This window comes from Paracoccus sp. IB05, assembly GCF_016405985.1.
Classification (GTDB): domain Bacteria; phylum Pseudomonadota; class Alphaproteobacteria; order Rhodobacterales; family Rhodobacteraceae; genus Pseudogemmobacter.
In genome coordinates this window covers 1-18,688 of sequence record NZ_JAEFCF010000002.1, presented here as the reverse complement: position 1 = coordinate 18,688, position 18,688 = coordinate 1, and the positions used below count along the sequence as shown (strand labels likewise).

The following is an 18,688-nucleotide window of genomic DNA, read 5'->3' as shown; positions in this document are numbered from 1 at the left end:
TATGGTCAGGCCGGGATCACCGCCGTGGCCTCGATCTCGACCTTGGCGCGGTCTTCCATCAGGGCGATAACCTGGACCACCGCCATGGCGGGGTAGTGGCGGCCGATGATCTCTTTGTAATGCGCACCAAGACGCTTGAGCCCGCCGAGATATTCCTCTTTGGTGGTGATATACCAGGTCAGCCGCACCAGATGTTCGGGCCCGGCGCCGGCTTCGGCCAGTACGGCAACGATATTGCGCAGGGTCTGCGCCGTCTGATCGACGAAATCATCGCTCTCGAATTCGCATTGCGCGTTCCAGCCGACCAGCCCGCCGGTGACGACGATCCGGCCCTCGGCGGCCATGCCATTCGCATAGCCCTTTGCGGGTTTCCAGCCTTCGGGATGCAGGGTCTGAATGCTCATGGTTTCTCCTGAAATGCTATAATCCGGGCCCGGACATCGTCCGGCCAGGGATGGGACTGTCCCGATCCGTCGACATAGACCAGCGTCAGACCGGCGGTCAGACGGTGGCTGCCCGCGCCGCGCTCATCAAGGTGATGCGCCTCGATATGGCAGGTGATCGAGGCGCGGCCGATCCGTTCGATGCTCAGCTGCCAGTCCAGCACCTCACCGAGGCGCGAGGGCGCATGAAACTCCGCTGTCACCTGGGCCAGCGGCACGCCATTGCCGCCGGCCATCATCACCTCATAGGGCAGGCCCGCCACCTCCCGGAAAAAGTTCTCGGCGACGGAATTCGTCATCTCGAAATAGCGCGGATAGAAGACGATCCCCGCCGGGTCGCAATGGTTGAACTCTATCCGGATGGGGCGGTGCCAGATCATTTCCCTTGCCTCATTCGTTGGCTTCGGGGGGCAGGAAATTGACCGCATGTTCGGCCGAGACGCGGACGACCTCTTCCACATCGGTCATATTGTGCAACTGTTCGAACAAAGCGCGCAGATCGCCGGCGGGCGAGACCCAGAACAGGGCACGCGAGGGCACATCGCCCTTGTTGAAATAGCCATGCGGCACGCCGCGCGGCATTTTCACCAGATCGCCGGGCCGCGCCACCGACCAGACACCATCGAGCTTCACATGCAGCTCACCCTCCTGGACCAGGATGAATTCATCCTGAGTCGGGTGGATATGCACCGGCACGAACTGGCCCGGCTCGGAATTGGTCTCGAAGGAAAAGGTGCTGGCGCAATCGGCTTTGGGGAAATAGCGCTGGCCCAGAATGTTCCATTCCACGCCTTCGATGCCCGTTCCCAGCCGGGTGATGCCGCCGTCAAGTGCCCTGGTCATTGCCATATTTCCCTGTTGTTGGTGGTCGTCCTGAAATTCTAACCCAGAAGGCTGCGCGCAATCACCACGCGCTGCACATCCGAGGCGCCCTCATAGATCCTCAGTGCGCGGATATCGCGGTAAAGCTCCTCGACCTTCATGCCGCTGCGCACCCCGTCGCCGCCATGCAGCTGCAGCGCCGCGTCGATCACTTCCTGGGCGGCCTCGGTCGCGTAAAGTTTCGCCATCGCGGCCTCGCGGCTGACCCGCGTCGCGCCCTGATCCTTGGTCCAGGCGGCGCGGTAGACCAGCAAAGCCGCCGCGTCGATCTTCAGCGCCATATCGGCCAGATGCCCCTGCACCATCTGCAAGGAAGACAGCGGTTCGCCCTGGATCCGGCGGCTCTGCGTGCGGCTCAGCGCCTCATCCAATGCGCGCCGCGCCATGCCCAAAGCCGCCGCCCCCACGGTTGAACGGAACACATCCAGCACCGACATCGCCAGTTTGAACCCGGCCCCCGCCGTGCCGATCAGCGCGGAATCGGGCAGGAACACCTGATCCAGTTTCAGCCTCGCCAGAGGATGCGGCGCCATCACCCCGATCCGTTCTGCAATTTCCAGCCCCGCCACATCCGCCGGCATCAGAAAGGCCGAGAGCCCGCGTGCCCCCGGCGCCTCGCCGCTGCGGGCAAAGATCACGTAAAGATCGGCGATGCCCCCGTTCGAGATATAGGTCTTCTCGCCCGATAGCCGCCAGCCCCCCTCGACCTTTTCGGCCAGGGTGGTGCTGTTGGCCACATCCGACCCTGACCCCGGTTCCGTCAGCGCGAAGGCCGAAATCGCCTCACCTGCCCGCGTCTTCTTCAGCCAGCGCCGCTGCCCGGGCGTGCCAAACAGCGACACCGCCCCCATGCCAAGCCCCTGCATGGCAAAGGCAAAATCCGCCAGCGCGTCATGGCGCGAGAGCGTCTCGCGGATCAGACAAAGGCTCCTGACATCCAGCACCTCGCCCTCATCAGCCCCGGTATGCCGCAGAAACCCCGCCGCCCCCAGATCCCGCACCAGCCCTTTACAGGCGGCATCGACATCAGAATGATCCACCGGCAGATGCGCCGCCGCCCAACCGTCCAGCGCCTGCGCCAGCTCGCGATGACGCGCTTCAAAGAAGGGCCAGTCCAGAAAACTGCGGTCGCTCATATTTTCTGTCCCTAAATATCCTGCGGGGGTCCGGGGGTGCAAAACCCCCGGTCATCGGCCAAAATCCCAAAGCTCAGTCGCCCTGGAACACGGGTTTCTCTTTCGCGACAAAGGCGTGATAGGCGCGTTCAAAGTCGCGGGTCTGCATGCAGATCGCCTGGGCCTGGGCCTCGGCCTCGATCGCCTGTTCCAGCCCCATATTCCATTCCTGGTTCAGCTGGGTCTTGGTGATGCCATGCGCGAAGACCGGCCCCGAAGCGATGCGGGTGGCGAGCTTCAGCGCCTCCGCCTCCAGCACCTCCGCCGGATGGACCCCGTTCCAGAACCCCCAGGCCGCACCTTCCTCTGCCGACATCACCCGTCCGGTGTATAAAAGCTCGGCGGCGCGGCCCTGACCGATGATCCGGGGCAGCATGGCGCAGGCGCCCATATCGCAACCCGCGAGGCCGACCCGGGTGAACAGAAACGCGCATTTCGCCTCGGGTGTCGCCAGCCGCAGGTCTGATGCCATGGCGATGATCGCGCCGGCGCCGACACAGATCCCGTCCACCGCCGAAATGATCGGCTTGCCGCAGCCGATCATCGCCTTCACGAGATCGCCGGTCATGCGGGTAAAGGCCAGCAGATCCTTCATATCCATGCCGACCAGCGGGCCGATAATGTCATGCACATCGCCGCCCGAGCAGAAATTGCCGCCATTCGCGGCAAAGACCACCACATCCACATCTGTCGCATAGACCAGCGCGCGGAATGTGTCGCGCAGCTCGGCATAGCTTTCGAAGGTCAGCGGGTTCTTGCGGTCCGGCCGGTTCAGCCGCAGCACAGCTACCCGGTCTTTCACCTCCCAGAGGAAATGCTCCGGTTTCAGCCCGGCCAGTTCGGTCCGCGTAAGACTGCTCATTTCTTCATCGCCTTCTTCAGAATTTCCGTCAGGACATCGACATCCGCATCGTCGAGCCCGGCAAAGATCTTCGCCACCTCGGCCTCATGCCCCGAGGCGAGGGCTTCGAACTGGTTCAGCCCTTCGGGCGTCAACCCGACATAGACCGTGCGGCGGTCGGTCTCGGACGGGCGGCGCGCGACCAGCCCGTCTTTCTCCAGCCGGTCCACCACCGTCGTTGCATTCCCGTTCGAGACCAGCAAAAGCCGGCTCAGCTCGCTCATGGTGCAGCCTTCGCGCCGCCGGTAAAGCGCCGCCAGCACGTCAAACCGCGGCAGCGTCGTGTCATGCGTCAGCCGCAGGAATTCGCGCAGACCGGATTCCGAACTGCGCGTCACCGCCAGCATCCGGATCCAGAGCTTCAGCCTGCGTTTGGAACCCTCACTCACACCTCGCCTCCTGCAATGGCCAATGCCTGGCCATTGATGCCCCCGGCCCCCGCGCCGCACAACCACAGCGCGGCAGAGGTCACTTCTGCAGGCTGGATCAGGCGCAGTTGCGGATTGGTGGCGGCGAGCGTCCTGCGCGCGTCACCCGCGCTCATCCCGGTTTTTTCGACGATATTCGCGACCGAACGGTCGGTCATCTCGGTATCAAGAAACCCCGGGCAAAGCGCATTCACCGTGACGGGCTTCTTCGCCACCTCAAGCGCCAGGCTCTTGACCATGCCGACCACGCCATGTTTCGCCGCCGCATAGGGTGCGACATAGGCATAACCTTTCAGCCCGGCGGTCGAGGCGACGGCAATCAGCCGCCCCCAGCCGTCAAACTGCATGAGCGCTTCGCGGAAGGTCAGGAAGACCCCGGTGAGATTGACCGCAAGCATCGCGTTCCAGTCCGCCAGCGAGGTTTTTGCCAGCGGCGCCGAAGTCGAGGCCCCGGCATTGGCGATCACGATGTCGCAGCGCCCGGCCTCGGTGAACAGGCGTTTCACATCCGCCTCATCCGTCACATCGGCCTGCAACGCCCGCGCGCCAATCGGTCCGGCCACCGCCTGCAAAGGTGCGAGGCGGCGCCCGCAGATCACCACTTCGGCGCCTTGCGCCGCAAAGCCCCGCGCGAGGTCGGCCCCAACGCCGGTGCCGCCGCCGGTGATCAACACGCGCTTGCCCGCCAGATCGGTCATACCCGGATCGCCTCTTGCTGGCGCTGATGCAGCCGGGTCAGCGTCACCTGGCCATGACGGTAGGGGGCAGGCCATTCGGCATGGGTCTCGCCCTGGTCAATCGCGGCATGCAGCGTCCAGTTGGCATCCGCGAGATGCATCCGCCCGATCATCACCAGATCGGCGCGGCCCGCCATCAGGATGCCATTGGCCTGATCCCAGTCGGTGATATTGCCCACGGCCATGGTCGAAAGCCCGGCCTCGTTGCGGATGCGGTCGGAGAACGGCGTCTGGAACATGCGGCCATAGATCGGGCGCTCGGCCGGGTCGGTCTGCCCGGATGAGACGTCGATGATGTCGGCCCCGGCCGCGCTGAACTGACGCGCGATCTCGACCGCCTCTTCCGGGGTCACGCCGCCCTCGATCCAGTCATGCGCCGAGATCCGGACCGACATCGGCTTTTCCTCGGGCCAGACGGCGCGCATGGCGCGAAACACCTCCAGAGGATAGCGCAGGCGGTTTTCCAGGCTGCCACCATATTCATCTGTGCGCCGGTTGGTGACCGGGCTGATGAAGGAGGCCAGCAGATAGCCATGGGCCGCGTGCATCTCGATCATATCGGCGCCCGCGCGCTGCGCCATTTCCGCGCCTGCGACGAATTCGCCTTTCACCGCTGCCAGATCGGCCTTGTCCATCTCTTTCGGCACTGCCAGATCGGGCTTATAGGCGATGGGAGAGGCCGAGATCACCGGCCAGTTGCCGGTTTTCAGGGGCGCATCGATGCCGCCATCCCAGGGCACACAGGTCGAAGCCTTGCGCCCGGCATGGCCGATCTGAATGCAGAGCTTCGCGGTGGTCTCCTGATGGATGAAATCCGCAAGCCGTTTCCAGGCCGCCTCATGGTCCGGCGCGTAAAGACCGGGGCAGCCGGGCGTGATGCGGCCCGTGGCCGAGACGCAGGCCATTTCGGTATAGATCAGCGCTGCACCACCCTTGGCGCGTTCCGCGTAATGGATCAGGTGCCAGTCGGTCGGGCAGCCATCAACCGCCTTATATTGCGCCATCGGCGACATGACGATGCGGTTCTTCAGCTGCATATCCCGCAGCTTAAAGGGCGCGAACATCGGGCGGCTGCCCTTTTTGCCCCCCGCCTGTTCCTGGAACCAGTCTTCCGCGCTGGCGAGCCATTCCGGGTCACGCAGCCGCAGGTTTTCATGGCTGATCCGCTGGCTGCGCGTCAGCAGCGAATAGGCGAACTGGGGCGAGGGCATATCGAGGTAACGCTCGACCTGTTCGAACCATTCAAGGCTGTTGCGCGCCGCCGATTGCAGGCGCAAGACCTCGATCCGGCGCTCCTCCTGATAGCGTTCAAATGCCGCCTGCATATCCGGCTCGGAATGCAGATATTCGGCCAGCGCAATCGCGGAATCAAAGGCCAGCCGCGTGCCCGAACCGATCGAGAAATGCCCGGTTGCCGCCGCATCGCCCATCAGCACGACATTCTCGTGATACCACCTGTCGCAGATCACCCGGGGGAATTGCGACCAGACCGCCGAGCCGCGCAGATGCGCCGCGTTCGAGATCAGTTCATGCCCGCCAAGGTGAGACTCGAAAATCTGGCGACAGGTCTCGACGATTTCCTCTTTTGACATCTCGGCGAAACCGAATTTTTCCCATGTCTCGGGAAGGGTCTCGACGATGAAAGTCGCGGTGTTGTTGTCGAATTGATAGACATGCGCCCAGACCCAGCCATGCTGGGTTTTCTCGAAGATGAAGGTAAAGGCGTCATCGAATTTCTGATGGGTGCCAAGCCAGATGAACTTGCATTTGCGCAGGTCGATATCGGGCCGGAAGACATCTTTATACTCGTTGCGCACGATGCTGTTAATGCCGTCGCAGCCGACAACCAGGTCGTAATCCTGGCGGTACTCTTCAGCGGATTTGAAGATGGTCTCGAATTGCAGATTGACGCCCAGCTCACGCGCGCGGTTTTGCAACAGGATCAGCATCGCCTTGCGCCCGATCCCGGCGAAACCATGCCCGCCCGAAACCGTGCGGACCCCGTCATGGATCACGGCAATATCATCCCAATAGGCGAAATCGGCGCGGATCGCCTCGGTCGAGACCGGATCGTTCTTCTGCATCCGCCCCAAAGCATCATCCGACAGAACCACGCCCCAGCCGAATGTGTCATTGGCCTTGTTGCGTTCCAGCACCGTGACGTCATGGGACGGATCGCGCAGCTTCATCGAAATGGCGAAATAAAGGCCCGCCGGACCCGCCCCAAGGCAAAGGATCTTCATAGCCGGAACTCCCTGATTTGCGCCGATCCTTGCGGCTTTCAAAATAAATTTCAAGTTTAAAATTTTTCGACTTGAATATTCATGGTGAGAGGGCATTCTGCCGTCATGGAACATCTGATCGAGAGTGATGAGGGCGGCTGGACGCGGCTGATCCTGAACCGGCCTGCGGCTAAAAACGCCTTGAATACGGGGCTTCTGGCAGATCTGGCTTCGGTGCTGAACCGGTTGGCAGGGGATCCCGGTTGCCGGGCGGTGCTGCTGCACGGGGCAGAGGGGAACTTTGCCGCAGGCGCAGATATTGCCGAGATGGAGACGAAATCCAGCTCTGATGCGGCGCTTGATCCGCGCAAGGCGCATTGGGCGGCGATCCGCGCTTTTCCGAAACCGCTGGTCGCGGCGGTCGAGGGCTTCGCGCTTGGTGGCGGGCTGGAACTGGCGCTGATGGCCGATCTTTTGCTGGTCGGTGATACGGCGCGGCTTGGCCTGCCGGAAAGCAATCTCGGGATCATTCCAGGTGCCGGGGGCGGGCAGCGTCTCATGGCGCGGGTCGGCCCGGCGCGGGCGGCGCGGCTGGTGCTGACCGGGGAAATCATCGATGCGGATACGGCTTTCGCCTGGGGTCTGGCCTCGCATCGCGTGAACGATGCTTTGGCCGAGGGTGCCACGCTGACCGCCCGCCTCGCAGTGCGGGCGCCGCTGGCACTGGCGGCGGCAAAGGCCGCGCTGGTCGAAGGCGCCGAAGCAGCGCTTGCGCTGACCTCAGAGCGGGCCGCGTTCGAGGCGCTTCTGGACAGCCAGGACAAGGCCGAGGGCATCCGCGCCTTCCGCGAAAAGCGTAAACCCGTTTATCAGGGGAATTGAGATGGCGACGGTTGCGGTGATTGGCCTTGGCACGATGGGGCTGGGGATTTCGCAGACCTATGCGGCGGCGGGGTTTGACGTGCTCGCCACCGATGCGCATGAGCCCGCCCGTGACAACGCGGCCGAGCGCCTGGCGGGCGCGCTCGCGCCCCGGGTTGAGGCCGGCAAGCTGACGCCGGAGGCCCGCGATGCGCTTATGGCGCGGTTCCAGGTGGTGCCCGGCGTTGACGCGATGGGCGCGGCCGATCTCGCCATCGAGGCGGTGGTTGAGCGGCTTGATGTGAAAACCGCGATCTTCACCGCGCTAGAGGCGGTGATGGCGCCGGATGCGGTGCTGGCGACCAATACCTCCTCGCTTTCGGTGGCCGCGATGGCCGAGGGGCTGCGTAACCCGGGGCGCCTTTTGGGCCTCCATTTCTTCAACCCCGCGCCGGTGATGAAACTCGTGGAACTGGTCGCGCATGACGGATCTGCGCCGGAGGCGCTGGCTCGCGCACGCAGTCTGACCGAGGCCGCCGGCAAGACCGTGATTGCCTGCCCCGACCGCCCTGGTTTTATCGTCAACCGCTGCGCGCGCCCGTTCTACGGCGAGGCGCTGGCGTTATTGGAGGAAGGCCGCGAAGCGGGCGAGATCGACGCCGCGATGCTGGCGGCGGGCTACCGGCTGGGGCCTTTTGGCCTGATCGATCTGGTCGGGGCCGATATCAACCTTGCTGCCACCGAAAGCCTGGCCACCGCCATGGCGCATAGCCCGCGTTACCATGTGTTTGACGCGCTGAAAGCCCAGGTCTCGAGCGGTAATCTGGGGCGCAAGACGGGCAAGGGCTTTCTCTTCCCCGACCGTCCCGAAACGCCGCCCGCCGATGCGGCATCGATCGCGCTCAGGATCGAGGCCACGCTTGTCAATGAGGCCGCCTGGCTTCTGGCGGAAGGTGGCACCACCCGGGACGGTATCGATACGGCGCTCAGGCTCGGGCTGAATTTCCCGCGTGGGCCGTTCGGGATGCTGGAGGCCCATGGCCCGGCGCGTATCCGGGAGGTGCTTGCCGGGCTGGAATACGCAGCAAAGCCCGCGCTGAAAAGGCGTTATCTGCCTGCGCCGGGTCTGTAAGTCGGGGCGCAAGCAAACAAAAGGGCCGGGAGATCATCCCGGCCTTTCGCGTTACAGAAAGCTCTGAATTGTCTGGATCGCGCCGTCGAGATCCTTGCCTTCCTCATCCTTCAGCGCCGCCTCGCGCAGGCGCCGCGCCCAGTCGGCGGCATCGTCACGCCCCGCCACCAGATCAATCGCCGCCAGCACCCGGTCGAATTTCGACAGGCCCCGCGCATGGGTATCGGAATAGCCCTTGATCAACCGGCGGCAGCGGATCAGCTCGACCGCGAGCGGGTAATTGCGGTCGGCCTCGGCCATTGCGCGCGTCAGCCAGGCCTCGAGATGCGCAACCTCCTGCGCGTGGCGCAGCGTGCGGCGGCGCCAGAATTTCATCCCGCCCAGCACGTAAAGCATCGCATAGCCGCGAAAACTGTCCGTGCGGATGCGCCGCCCATGGCCGAACCAGCGGTTGAGCCGCGCCATGGATTTTGGATTGGCCTCGACCCGCGCCCCCCATTTCCGGGGCAACATGCCGGCGATTTCCTCGGCGCGGGGATGCATGAATTCGGTCAGCTGCATCAGCTGCTGGTCTTTCGCGCCCATCTCGCCCCGGATCCGCTGAAAGCGGCTGCCACGGGTTTTCAGATCGGCGACCCGGATCACATCATCATAACACATTGCATTGGCGATATATTTCGCCGCCTGGACCGACAGATCCCAGGGGGCATGGTCGCGCGCCAGCACGCCTGCCAGACGGTCGAGATAGTCGGTACCATAGGCGATATCCTGAAAGCCGACCACTTTGCGCAGCCCGTGCTCCGCCATTTCGGCGACCGGGGCGGGCAGGGCCCTCACCCGGGTCATCAGCTTTTCCCAGGCCGCCATCAGCTTTGCCGGGCCGCGCACCGGCGTATCAGTGACGCGGGGCGCAGGTTCGTTCTTGCCGATATCGCCGCTCAGCGCGGCGTCATAGCCTGCGCCAAAGGCACGAATACTGGCCTCGATCCCCTTGCCGCCGGATTGGCGGATCGCCTCTTCAAACGCCTCGCGCGGGAAAGGGAGCGCGCCCGACGCCGCCAGCGCCCCGAACAGGGTCGAGGATATGATCGAGCCGTTTTTCACCGCCACCGCCTCGTAATCGGCGGCAAAGAGGCGCTTTGCGGTCTGGATCGCAGCCTCTCGCACCGCCTCGGGGTCGGCGACCCCATCGCCCGGCACCATCTTTTCCGACACGGCCAGATTGCGATGGGTCGAGGCGATCAGCGTGGTGCGCTCCGGCGTGACAAAGCCGCGAATGATGGCGCGGCCTGCCTCCATCCATTCGGCGGCGATCATCACATCGACATCGCCCGCCGCAGGCATCAGCGAAAAGACCGGCTGGCCGCCTTCCATCGGCGCCATCTCGACATAGTAGATCGTGGCGCCGGTGCGCTGCGACACGCCCGCAACCGAGGTGGCCTGGGCCGCAAACCCTTGCGCGCGCGCCAGATCCTCGATCCAGCCGGTCAACACGCCGCCGCCCTGGCCGCCGACCGCATAGATCGCCACTTTGATGATGGATTTCAGCTTTTCATCCGGCTGATGCGGGGGAAGAACCTCATGCAGGCTCATACCGGGAACTCCAGCCTGCGGGCGGCGCGGCGCCGCGCGAGCCAGGAGATCAGGCGGGCGCGCAGCCCGGCCCGCCATTTCTCGAACCCGGTCGGATTATGGACCACATCGGCGCGGTAGAAACTGGGGCAGAGCACCGCCGCATCGGCCACCTCGCCGCAATTGCCGCAGCCGACACAGGTCTGGTCGATCCAGGCCACCGGATCGTCGCGCAGCGGGTCGCTGGTATGTTTCAACCCCAGCGAGGGGCAGCCCGAAAGCCGCATACAGGCGTGATCGCCGGTGCAGACCGTCTCATCCACGCCAAAGCGCGGCGCTTCGACCCGGCGGCCCTCTTTGATTGCTTTGGCTTTCAAAGGCCGCTCGCGGCGCTGCTTGTTCAGCATGCATTCCGACGAGGCGACGATGACCTTCGGCCCTTTTTCCGGCGTGGTCAGGGCCTCGGTGATCGTGGCTTTCAGCTTCGGCACATCATAGGTGTGGTCAATCTGGCGCACCCATGTCACGCCGATCCCCTTCACCGCCTGCGAGATCGGATTGTTGGTCGCCTTGGTGTCGTTTACCGCCCGCGAGGACATCACATCCTGGCCGCCGGTGGCCGCCGAATAGTAATTGTCGACCACCACCACGAGGCCATCGGATTTGTTGAACACCATATTGCCGATCGAGCTGTTCAGCCCGTTATGCCAGAAGCCTCCATCCCCGATGATCGAGATCGGCCGCCGCTCGCCACCGCCGTCAAAGGCCGCATTGGCCGCCGGGCCAAGCCCGTAACCCATCGTGGCACCGCCGACGTAAAAGGGCGGCATCGCGCCGAACAGGTGGCAGCCAATATCGGCGGTGATCTGATGCTTGCCGCGTTCCTGCTGCACCATTTTCAGCGCGGCAAAAATCGGGCGTTCGGGGCAGCCGGTGCAGAATCCCGGCGGGCGCATCGGCACCACTTTGGTCAGATCGGGCAGCTGCGGTTTGTCTTCATTGGGCGCGCGAACCGTCGCGGGCAGCATCCCGGGCGCCGCGATCTTCAGAAAGGCCGTCAGGCTGTCGAGCATGACCTGGCCGGTATATTCGCCCCCCATCGGCAGGATGCCCTTGCCATGGAGTTTGACCGAAGACCCGGCGCGGTAAAGATAGGTCGAGAGCTGCTGCTCCATGAATTCCGGATGGCCCTCTTCGACGACAAGGACATGGTCCTTGCCCTCGCAGAAGGCCAGAAATTCGGATGAGACCAGCGGATAGGCTACGTTCAGGCAATAGATCGGCACTTCGGTATTGCCGTAAAGATCGGCGAGGCCCATGCGCTGCAAGGCCCGGATCACGCCATTATACATGCCACCCTGGACGATCAGCCCGGTCTTGCCGCCGGAGGGGCCGAAAAATTCGTTCAGCTTGTGTTCGGTGATGTATTTCTCAGCCGCCGGCCAGCGATTGTTGATCTTGTCCTGCTCATGCAGATAGGTGAAGGGCGGCAGCACAACCCGGGTGAAATCGGTCTGCGGGTTCTTCAGCGCGTCTTTCACCGTCAAAGCGGGGCGCCTGTTGTCGCGGCATTCAAACGTGCCGGTAACATGGCAGGACCGGATCCGGACGATCATCATGACCGGCGTATTGGTCGCCTCGGACATGTCAAAGCCGTAATGCACCGCATCCACCATCGCCTGGAGGTTCGGGCGAGGATCTAAGAGCCACATCTGCGATTTCATCGCGAAAGCATGGCTGCGTTCCTGCATGATCGAGGACCCTTCGCCGTAATCCTCGCCCACGATGATCAGCGCGCCGCCATTCACGCCGGAATCCGTCAGGTTCGCCAGCGCATCCGAAGCCACATTGACGCCGACCGGCCCCTTGAACGTGACCGCGCCCCGGATCGGATAATGCACCGAGGCCGCCAGCATCGCCGCCGCGCCCGCCTCATTCGCATTGGCCTCGAACCGGATGCCAAGCTCGGCCATCAGCTCTTCGGCATCGGAAAGCACATCCATCATGTGAGAGATCGGCGCGCCCTGATAACCGCCGACATAGCCAACGCCGGATTCCAGAAGCGCCTTGGTCAGCGCAAGGATCCCTTCGCCCGTAAAGGTCTCGCCCGCGCCCTTGCGCAGATGTTCGACCTCGGCTTTGAAACTGCGCTCTGCCATGGCTTAAACCTCTTGCTTGCAGATATTGGCCAGCATTTTTTGCAATGTGCCGACGAAAGCATGCCGCTCGTCATCCGAGATGCCGCGAAACATCCGCTCGGTCGCCAGCGCCATATGCGGCCAGATCCGTTCAAACGCGGCGCGGCCGAGATCGGTCGAATAGATCCGCGTGGCGCGGCTGTCATTCGCATCGGCCTCACGCCGCACGAGCCCCTCGGCCTGGAGCTGGTCTAGCGCGCGTGACAGGGTCGATTGTTCGGTCACGGCGAGTTCCGCCAGTTCGCGGATCAGCGGGCCGTCCAGCACCGAAAGCACGCCAAGCGCCCGCATCTTGGCGGTGGTCAGGCCCATATCGGCCATCTCGCTGCGCAAAATGCCGTTATACTGGCCCATCAGCCGGTTCATCAGATAGGGCGGGAAGGAAGACAGCCCGATCTGACCAAGGCGCTGCGCGGGGGCAGGGGGTTCACTGCTCATGCGCCCAGCCTCTTTGCGGCATTATAGCCCGAGCCGCCGCCCAGCCCCGGCCCCGGATGGGTCGAGGCGCCGATATGGATCAGCCCGCGCACCGGGCCGGTGCCATTGGTGGCATTGTAAAACGGTCGCCAGATGAAGAACTGATCCACCGCGCAGGAACCGCCATAGGGGTCGCCGCCGACAAGGTTAACGTTCATCCGTTCCAGATCTTTCGGGCTATAGGCGCGCCGAGCCAGCACGAGCCCGTCGAAATCCTTGATATGGCTGGCGAGAATGGCCTGGAGGCGGTCGGCGAAAGCCTCGCGCGCCTCGTCCCAGTCGCGGGCCTGGATCTCGCCCGCCGCATCGCCTTTGATCACGGTTGGCGCATCGGGGATCTGCAACCAGAGCACGGCCTTGCCTTCGGGGCAGCGCGAAGGGTCCAGTCGCGAGGGCTGGCCGACGCAGATCGTCGGCCTGGCCGGAAAGAGGCCGCGTTCCGCTTCGTTCGAGGCTTTCGACACCGCATCGACGCTTTCCGCCAGATGGATCAGCGCCACCTGATCCAGCCCCGGTGTCTTCCATTCCGGCACCCCGTCCAGCGCGAAATGCAGCTGGAAATCGCCGCGCCCATGGCGGAAGCGTTTCAGCGCGGCCTGTTCCTCGGGCAGGGTCACAGACTTCAGCAGCCGGTTGTAAAGCTGCCCCGGCGCGACCGAGGCCAGCACCGATTTCGCCCGGATCGCCGTGCCATCCTTCAGCCTGACACCGGTCACCCGGCCCTTTTCCACGGTGATTTCATCAACATCCGCGTTGCAGCGCAGCTCGCCGCCATTGGCTTCGATCAGCGAGACGAAAGCCTTCGCCGCCTGGCCCGCGCCGCCTTTCGAGATCGGCGCGCCAGCGGCCTCGAGCGCGAAGGCGATCACCCGGCCCATGGCGCCGGAATAGGCATTCTCGACCGTCAGCCCGCAATGCAGCGCCCAGGGGGCAAACAGCGCACGGGTTTCCTCGGATCTGAACGTGGTCTCAAGCCAGCCGCGCATCGGGTCAAGCTGCTGGCCCATCCAGCCCGCAATCCCACGCAATCCGCGTTTGCGGGTCTCTTTCAGCAGCACCTTCAGCGTGGCCCAGGACCACAGCGGCTGACCCAGGATCGCGAACATGAACGGCGCATCCGCCGCCAGCCGGTCGACCTCGGCGGCAAAGGCATCGCCGTCTCCGGGTGCGGCCGCGTTCAGCGCCGCCACATTCTCTGCGCGATTGGTCGAGAGCACCAGCGCACGCCCGTCCGGGCGCAGCACCGCCGTCGGATGCGGCGTGTGGCAATAGTCGAACCCGTGTTTCGCCAGATGCGGCCCAAGCGCCGCCCCCGCCGGGCCAGTCATGAACAGAACGAATGTGGCCGCCATCGGATCATGCAGGAAACCGGGATGCAGCTCGGTGGTGCGCAGGCACCCGCCCGCGACCTCTTCGCGTTCCAGCACCAGGACCTTGCGGCCCTTCAGTGCCAGCAGACTGGCAGCAACCAGCCCGTTGATCCCGGATCCAATAATGATGTGGTCGACAGCGGCCATAGGGTCAGCCTCCCGGTATCAGCGCCAGCGCACGGATCGGCGAGCCGGTGCCCTGTTTGATTTTCAAAGGAGCTGCAATCAGGATCGCGCCCTTCGCCGGCAACTTGTCGAGATTGACCAGCGAGGCAAGGCCAAAGCGGTTATTGGCATGGAGCAGATTATGCGCCGGATAGGGCGGGTTCATGCCACCGGCACAGCCCGCATCGGTGCCGATACATTGGCTGCCCCAGCCGACAATGCCCTTATCGATCAGATATTGCACCACTTCAGCGGTCGGGCCGGGGGTATGGGGGCCGGTCTCATTGGCATTCAGGAAAAGCGCCTCGTCATGGTTAAACCGATCCCAGTCCGAGCGCAGGACGACCCATTCGCCGGCCCGGATCGCGCCATGTTCTGCCTCCCAGGCCTTTACATGGTCGATGGTCAGCAGGAAATCCGGGTCGGCCGCGCAGTCCGCGCTGAAATCCAGCACATTGACCGGGGCGATCAGGCGCTGGACGTCGATTGTATCGGTATAGCCCTCGGGGTTTTCGCGCCCGGTGATCCAGTGATGCGGCACGTCGAAATGGGTGCCGGAATGTTCGCCAAGCTCCAGCCAGTTCCAGGCCCAGAAGGGGCCATTCTCGTCATATTCGCTGATCTTGTGGATCTTTACCGGCGGCGTGTCTTTCGCGAATGTCGGCGGAAGTTTCAGAAGCGGCGTTTCCGGCCCGAGCGTTGCGGTCAGGTCAACCACCCTGACCCCGCCCGAAGCCAGCAAACCCGCAAGCTGTATCAGCGCATTGGCTGCGGTCATATCCGTTCTCCCTGTCTGACCATGCGGTCTTTGATTGGTGTCCGGCGCGCCACCTGTTTGGTTCCAGGACCATTCCGGCGCGGCGTGACGCTTTTCTCAGCGCCTGTGAGAATCACGCTAGACAGAAATAAATGCGTTTGCAAATATATCTTAAAACGCAGGGATCAGAAAAATGTCCGACAGCTATGATGCGATCCTGATCGGGGCGGGGCATAACGCCCTTGCCTGTGCCTTGCACCTGGCGGCAAAGGGTTGGAAAGTCGGGCTTTTCGAACAGGCCTCTGTCCCTGGTGGCGCGGTGAAGACCGGCGACTATACCCTGCCGGGCTATCGCCATGACTGGGCGGCGATGAACCTCAATCTCTTCGCCGGATCGGCGTTTTATAAGGAGTATGGGCAGGAGCTCGCGCGGCATGGCTGCACCTTTCTGCCGGTGTCAAAGCCCTTTGCCTCGGCCTTTCCGGATGGGAGCTGGCTGGGCGTGACCACGGACCGCGCCGAAACCCTCGCGCGGATCAAAGCCGAGGATCCCGCAGATGCCGAGGCCTGGGCAGAGCTGATCGAGAGCTTTCCGCAAATGGCAGAAGCGATTGGCGGCATCCTTTCAATGCCGATGAAATTCAATGCGATTGCATATTTCATGTTTAAAATGCTGCGTCGCAACAAAATCGGCGGCAGTCTCGACATCGCGCAATTCATGGCGCAGACGCCGCGCCGCTTTCTGACAAAGACCTTCCGCTCGCCAAAGATGCAGGCGCTTCTGGGGGCCTGGGGGCTGCATCTCGATTACGCGCCCGATGTCGCGGGGGGCGGTATTTTTCCCTATCTCGAGGGAATGGTTTCACAAAATTTCGGGATGATGCTGGGGCAGGGCGGTGCGGATACCATCATCAGGGCGATGGTTGCGGCGATTGAGGCAAGGGGCGGGCGCATCGAATGCGGCGCCAGCGTCAGCCGTATCCTGCATGAAAATGGCAAGGCGAGCGGCATTGAACTGGCCGATGGACGCCGCATTGCAGCGAGAAAAGCGGTGATCGCCGGGGTGGCGCCGCAGGCTCTGCTGCGGCTGACCGGTGCGACCGAGCCGCGTTTCGACAGGGCGATGTCTGACTACGCCTATGCGCCGGGCACGATGATGATCCATCTCGCGATGGACAGCCTGCCCGACTGGGCCGCGGGAGAGGAGCTAAAGCGTTTCGCCTATATCCACCTCGCGCCGAGCCTGGATCAGCAGGCGCGGGTCTATCAGCAGGCCCAGGCCGGGCTTTTGCCTGATGAGCCGATCCTGGTGGTCGGCCAGCCGACCGGTCAGGACCCGTCGCGCGCGCCGGAGGGCAGGCATATCCTCTGGGTGCAGGTGCGGATGGTGCCGGGCGATATCAAAGGCGATGCGGCGGGCCGGATCACCGCGCGCAGCTGGGACGAGGCCACCGCCCCGATGGCGGAACGTGCGCTGGATATTCTGGAACGCTACGCGCCGGGCACGCGGGCGAAGATCCTCGGGAAGCGTGTAGTCTCGCCGCTGGATCTGGAGGCGGAGAACCCGAATCTGGTCGGCGGCGATCAGGTTTGTGGCAGCCACCATATGTCGCAAAACTTCATGTTCCGCCCGGCGCGGGGCCATTCCGATGGCTCGACGCCGTTGAAAAACCTGCATTTGACCGGCGCGGCAGTCTGGCCCGGGGCCGGCACCGGCGCGGGGCCCGGCTATCTGCTGGCGAGGAGACTGGCAAAGTAACGACTGTCCCGCGCGGCAAGCCGGCATCAGACCGGCGCGCGATCACTGACCCATCCACATAAAAACGACAGGGAAACAATATGAAACTCAACCGCAGAGCCTTGCTGCAGCTCTCAGCCGCCAGTGTCACACTCGGCGCCTTCAGCCTGCCCGCGCTGGCGCAGATCGACGAGCTGGTGATCGCCTATAACGTCACGCTGCCCAGCTGGGATCCGACCACCGGCCCGAGTGCGGTGAACCCGACAATCCAGGGCATTTACCAGTCGGTGTTCGACCAGTTCATCCTGCAACAGCCCGATCTGAAACCGGCACCGGGGCTTTTGACCGAATGGGGCTGGAACGAGGATTACAGCCAGATCTGGATGGTGGTGCGCGAGGGCGTCAAATGGCATGACGGCTCGGATTTCACCGCCGAGGATGTGGCCTGGAGCCTGGCGCGGGTGGCCGATCCGGCAACCGGCAGCCCGATTCAGTTCGTCTGGGGCACGCTGGAAAATCACCGGGTCGAGGGCAATCGCGTCATCGCCGATGTGAAGCAGTTTGACCCCACGATTTTCAAATGGATGTATTTCCTGACCGGCTATGTGCTGCCCAAAGCCTATTACGAAAAGGTAGGCGCCGAAGGATTTGAGGCGGCACCGATCGGCACCGGCCCCTATATGGTCGAGAAATTCGAGCGCAACGCCTTTGTGCGGCTGAAGGCGAATGAGGCCTATTGGGGCGGCGCGCCCGAGTTCAAAACGGTGACGATCAAATTCGTGACCGATGCGGCGGCGCGGGTGGCGGAAATCGAATCCGGCAACAGCCATGTCACGCTGGAAATGCCCTATGAGGAATATGACCGCCTCAAGGGATCTATGAACGGCGTGGCGACGCCCATCTCGGATATCGGGATGATTTTCCTCAATGATATCGATGTGATGCTGGATCCGAATGTCCGCAAGGCGGCGGTGCATGCGATTGACAAACAGGCGATCATCGACCGGCTTCTGTCGGGGTATGGCGTGAAGATCGACACGCTGGAGACGCCGGAATATGAGGCCTATGATCCGTCGATCACCGTGGATTACAGCCCGGAAAAGGCGGTCGAACTGCTCGCCGCCTCGGGCTATTCGACCGATAGTCCGGTGAAGTTCAAAATTCAGACGACGCGGGGTTTCAAGCCCAAGGATTACGAGATGATCCAGGCGATTGTGGGTCTGTGGCGCCGGGTGGGGATCGAGGCCGAGATCGAGGTCTATGAGATCGCCAAACATTACGAGCTGCGCGCGGCCGATCAGCTGGCGCCGGCGGCGTTTTACAACTGGGGCAACTCGGTCGGCGACCCGACGACGGGGACGGGGTTCGCGATGTTCGGGCCGAGCCCGCATTCGGTCTGGGACGGGCAGGATCTGATCGACATGATCAACCCGCTCTGGGGTGAGAAGGAGGAGGCGAAGCGGATCGCAGGCTGGAAGGCGGTGGACCGGTTCATCGCGGAAGAGGCGCTGGTGATCCCGCTGTTGCAATATGTGCAGCCGATCCTCTCGGCGAAGGGTGTGGTTGTGGTGCCGCATGCTTCGGGTGCGCTGTTGCCGCATCTGATGAAGCGCGGCTGAGGGTGGAGGCG

The 18,688-nt window shown here is 63.5% G+C and carries 17 protein-coding genes; 4 read left to right on the top strand and 13 right to left on the bottom strand.

The window, feature by feature from the left end:
• Positions 1–5 precede the first annotated feature (5 nt).
• The 8 genes from JC607_RS01665 to JC607_RS01630 all read right to left on the bottom strand — a co-directional run bounded on the left by JC607_RS01665 (position 6) and on the right by JC607_RS01630 (position 6,809).
• Positions 6–404, bottom strand: a complete 399-nt coding sequence (locus tag JC607_RS01665) for a RidA family protein (RefSeq protein WP_198835214.1) — start codon at positions 402–404, stop codon at positions 6–8.
• A complete protein-coding gene (locus JC607_RS01660; protein ID WP_198835213.1) occupies positions 401–823 on the bottom strand; it encodes a thioesterase family protein in 423 nt (140 codons plus the stop codon). The genes JC607_RS01665 and JC607_RS01660 overlap by 4 nt, the downstream gene beginning before the upstream one ends.
• Positions 824–833: 10 nt before the next feature.
• Positions 834–1,286: a cupin domain-containing protein gene (locus JC607_RS01655; protein WP_198835212.1), complete on the bottom strand. Its 453-nt coding sequence runs from the start codon at positions 1,284–1,286 to the stop codon at positions 834–836.
• Positions 1,287–1,324: 38 nt separating this feature from the next.
• Complete coding sequence (locus JC607_RS01650; RefSeq protein ID WP_198835211.1) at positions 1,325–2,461, bottom strand: acyl-CoA dehydrogenase family protein; 1,137 nt, start codon at positions 2,459–2,461, stop codon at positions 1,325–1,327.
• A 73-nt stretch (positions 2,462–2,534) separates the two neighbouring features.
• Positions 2,535–3,362, bottom strand: a complete 828-nt coding sequence (locus JC607_RS01645; RefSeq protein WP_198835210.1) for an enoyl-CoA hydratase family protein — start codon at positions 3,360–3,362, stop codon at positions 2,535–2,537.
• Entirely contained in the window at positions 3,359–3,790 is a 432-nt protein-coding gene (locus tag JC607_RS01640) for a MarR family winged helix-turn-helix transcriptional regulator (protein WP_370584727.1), read from the bottom strand. Before JC607_RS01640 ends, JC607_RS01645 begins: the two co-directional genes overlap by 4 nt.
• Positions 3,787–4,527, bottom strand: coding sequence for an SDR family NAD(P)-dependent oxidoreductase (locus JC607_RS01635; RefSeq protein ID WP_198835209.1), 741 nt, complete (start codon positions 4,525–4,527; stop codon positions 3,787–3,789). Before JC607_RS01635 ends, JC607_RS01640 begins: the two co-directional genes overlap by 4 nt.
• Complete coding sequence (locus JC607_RS01630) at positions 4,524–6,809, bottom strand: bifunctional salicylyl-CoA 5-hydroxylase/oxidoreductase (RefSeq protein ID WP_198835208.1); 2,286 nt, start codon at positions 6,807–6,809, stop codon at positions 4,524–4,526. Before JC607_RS01630 ends, JC607_RS01635 begins: the two co-directional genes overlap by 4 nt.
• 105 nt (positions 6,810–6,914) lie before the next feature.
• Here JC607_RS01630 and JC607_RS01625 point away from each other — a divergent pair, with 105 nt between their 5' ends.
• Positions 6,915–7,670 (top strand): enoyl-CoA hydratase-related protein, encoded by a 756-nt coding sequence (locus tag JC607_RS01625; protein ID WP_198835207.1) that lies wholly within the window; start codon positions 6,915–6,917, stop codon positions 7,668–7,670.
• A 1-nt stretch (position 7,671) separates the two neighbouring features.
• Positions 7,672–8,781, top strand: a complete 1,110-nt coding sequence (locus JC607_RS01620; protein WP_198835206.1) for a 3-hydroxyacyl-CoA dehydrogenase NAD-binding domain-containing protein — start codon at positions 7,672–7,674, stop codon at positions 8,779–8,781.
• A 51-nt stretch (positions 8,782–8,832) separates the two neighbouring features.
• Here JC607_RS01620 and JC607_RS01615 read toward each other — a convergent pair whose 3' ends face one another.
• The 5 genes from JC607_RS01615 to JC607_RS01595 are packed head-to-tail and all read right to left on the bottom strand — an operon-like array spanning position 8,833 to position 15,341.
• A complete protein-coding gene (locus tag JC607_RS01615) occupies positions 8,833–10,374 on the bottom strand; it encodes an indolepyruvate oxidoreductase subunit beta family protein (protein ID WP_198835205.1) in 1,542 nt (513 codons plus the stop codon).
• Positions 10,371–12,512, bottom strand: a complete 2,142-nt coding sequence (locus JC607_RS01610) for an indolepyruvate ferredoxin oxidoreductase subunit alpha (protein ID WP_198835204.1) — start codon at positions 12,510–12,512, stop codon at positions 10,371–10,373. Before JC607_RS01610 ends, JC607_RS01615 begins: the two co-directional genes overlap by 4 nt.
• A 3-nt stretch (positions 12,513–12,515) precedes the next feature.
• Complete coding sequence (locus tag JC607_RS01605; RefSeq protein ID WP_198835203.1) at positions 12,516–12,989, bottom strand: MarR family winged helix-turn-helix transcriptional regulator; 474 nt, start codon at positions 12,987–12,989, stop codon at positions 12,516–12,518.
• Positions 12,986–14,545: an NAD(P)/FAD-dependent oxidoreductase gene (locus JC607_RS01600; protein WP_198835202.1), complete on the bottom strand. Its 1,560-nt coding sequence runs from the start codon at positions 14,543–14,545 to the stop codon at positions 12,986–12,988. Before JC607_RS01600 ends, JC607_RS01605 begins: the two co-directional genes overlap by 4 nt.
• Before the next feature lie 4 nt (positions 14,546–14,549).
• Positions 14,550–15,341, bottom strand: a complete 792-nt coding sequence (locus tag JC607_RS01595; RefSeq protein WP_198835201.1) for a cyclase family protein — start codon at positions 15,339–15,341, stop codon at positions 14,550–14,552.
• A 172-nt stretch (positions 15,342–15,513) separates the two neighbouring features.
• Between JC607_RS01595 and JC607_RS01590 the strand changes: the two genes are divergently transcribed.
• On the top strand, positions 15,514–17,079 hold the full coding sequence (locus JC607_RS01590) for an NAD(P)/FAD-dependent oxidoreductase (protein ID WP_198835200.1): 1,566 nt from the start codon (positions 15,514–15,516) through the stop codon (positions 17,077–17,079).
• Between the two features lie 80 nt (positions 17,080–17,159).
• Entirely contained in the window at positions 17,160–18,677 is a 1,518-nt protein-coding gene (locus JC607_RS01585; protein WP_198835199.1) for an ABC transporter substrate-binding protein, read from the top strand.
• Positions 18,678–18,688 lie beyond the last annotated feature (11 nt).

Bases quoted from the DNA above. Each gene is read 5' to 3' on its own strand.
- JC607_RS01610 (WP_198835204.1), bottom strand. From the start codon at position 12,512: ATGGCAGAGCGCAGTTTCAAAGCCGAGGTCGAACATCTGCGCAAGGGC.
- JC607_RS01595 (WP_198835201.1), bottom strand. From the start codon at position 15,341: ATGACCGCAGCCAATGCGCTGATACAGCTTGCGGGTTTGCTGGCTTCG.
- JC607_RS01620 (WP_198835206.1), top strand. From the start codon at position 7,672: ATGGCGACGGTTGCGGTGATTGGCCTTGGCACGATGGGGCTGGGGATT.
- JC607_RS01650 (WP_198835211.1), bottom strand. From the start codon at position 2,461: ATGAGCGACCGCAGTTTTCTGGACTGGCCCTTCTTTGAAGCGCGTCAT.
- JC607_RS01665 (WP_198835214.1), bottom strand. From the start codon at position 404: ATGAGCATTCAGACCCTGCATCCCGAAGGCTGGAAACCCGCAAAGGGC.
- JC607_RS01645 (WP_198835210.1), bottom strand. From the start codon at position 3,362: ATGAGCAGTCTTACGCGGACCGAACTGGCCGGGCTGAAACCGGAGCAT.
- JC607_RS01660 (WP_198835213.1), bottom strand. From the start codon at position 823: ATGATCTGGCACCGCCCCATCCGGATAGAGTTCAACCATTGCGACCCG.
- JC607_RS01585 (WP_198835199.1), top strand. From the start codon at position 17,160: ATGAAACTCAACCGCAGAGCCTTGCTGCAGCTCTCAGCCGCCAGTGTC.
- JC607_RS01605 (WP_198835203.1), bottom strand. From the start codon at position 12,989: ATGAGCAGTGAACCCCCTGCCCCCGCGCAGCGCCTTGGTCAGATCGGG.
- JC607_RS01630 (WP_198835208.1), bottom strand. From the start codon at position 6,809: ATGAAGATCCTTTGCCTTGGGGCGGGTCCGGCGGGCCTTTATTTCGCC.
- JC607_RS01590 (WP_198835200.1), top strand. From the start codon at position 15,514: ATGTCCGACAGCTATGATGCGATCCTGATCGGGGCGGGGCATAACGCC.
- JC607_RS01635 (WP_198835209.1), bottom strand. From the start codon at position 4,527: ATGACCGATCTGGCGGGCAAGCGCGTGTTGATCACCGGCGGCGGCACC.
- JC607_RS01655 (WP_198835212.1), bottom strand. From the start codon at position 1,286: ATGACCAGGGCACTTGACGGCGGCATCACCCGGCTGGGAACGGGCATC.
- JC607_RS01615 (WP_198835205.1), bottom strand. From the start codon at position 10,374: ATGAGCCTGCATGAGGTTCTTCCCCCGCATCAGCCGGATGAAAAGCTG.
- JC607_RS01600 (WP_198835202.1), bottom strand. From the start codon at position 14,545: ATGGCCGCTGTCGACCACATCATTATTGGATCCGGGATCAACGGGCTG.
- JC607_RS01625 (WP_198835207.1), top strand. From the start codon at position 6,915: ATGGAACATCTGATCGAGAGTGATGAGGGCGGCTGGACGCGGCTGATC.